Origin of the sequence: Cupriavidus sp. L7L (assembly GCF_004353535.1) — a bacterium.
Lineage (GTDB): Bacteria > Pseudomonadota > Gammaproteobacteria > Burkholderiales > Burkholderiaceae > Cupriavidus > Cupriavidus oxalaticus_A.
In genome coordinates, this window is record NZ_SMNY01000105.1 from 1 (window position 1) to 1,021 (window position 1,021).

Here is a 1,021-nt window from a genome sequence, read left to right on the forward strand (position 1 = left end):
CACGTGCGCCAGGTGCGCAAGGACTGCGCCGCGGTGATCCTGTACACGGCCGAGAAGGCCACCTGGATGGCGGGCGAGACCGTGCAGATCCTGGGCGGCAACGGCTATATCAACGAATACCCGGCCGGGCGCCTGTGGCGCGACGCCAAGCTGTACGAGATCGGCGCCGGCACGTCTGAGATCCGCCGCATGCTGATCGGCCGCGAGCTGTTCGCGGAAACGATGTAAGCCCACCACGCGATGGCTGCACCCTACAACGAACCGACTGGCCGAGGCTGATATGGCGGCAATTGAGACAAAGCTGAACGCGCGTTCCGAAGCGTTCAAGACCAACGCGCAGGCAATGCAGGCACTGGTTGCCGACCTGGAAGCAAAGATCGCGAAGCTGGCGGAAGGCGGCGGCGAGGCCGCGCGCGACAAGCACCTGTCGCGCGGCAAGCTGCTGCCGCGCGACCGCGTGCAGCAACTGCTCGACCCGGGCACGCCGTTCCTGGAGCTGTCGCAGCTTGCCGCCTACGACATGTATGACGATGCCGCGCCGGGCGCGGGCATCATCACCGGTATCGGCCGCGTGGCCGGGCAGGAGTGCGTGATCGTCTGCAACGACGCCACCGTCAAGGGCGGCACGTATTATCCGATGACGGTCAAGAAGCATGTGCGCGCGCAGGAGATCGCCGAGCAGAACAACCTGCCGTGCATCTACCTGGTCGATTCCGGCGGCGCCAACCTGCCCAACCAGGACGACGTGTTCCCCGACCGCGACCACTTCGGCCGCATCTTCTACAACCAGGCTAACCTGTCCAAGCAGGGCATCCCGCAGATCGCGGTGGTGATGGGCTCGTGCACCGCCGGCGGCGCGTACGTGCCGGCGATGAGCGACGAGTCGATCATCGTCAAGAACCAGGGCACTATCTTCCTGGGCGGCCCGCCGCTGGTGAAGGCCGCCACCGGCGAGGAGGTGAGCGCCGAGGACCTGGGCGGCGCCGACGTGCATACGCGCCTGTCCGGCGTGGCCGACTAC

At 66.8% G+C, this 1,021-nt stretch carries 2 protein-coding genes; both read left to right on the forward strand.

Annotated features, from left to right (window positions below):
* Nucleotides 1-228 (forward strand): acyl-CoA dehydrogenase family protein (locus tag E1J61_RS35960; protein ID WP_256376155.1); only part of this gene is annotated, 228 nt, incomplete at its 5' end.
* A gap of 52 nt (nucleotides 229-280) precedes the next feature.
* On the forward strand, nucleotides 281-1,021 hold a 741-nt coding region (locus E1J61_RS35965), incomplete at its 3' end, for a carboxyl transferase domain-containing protein (protein WP_305791071.1).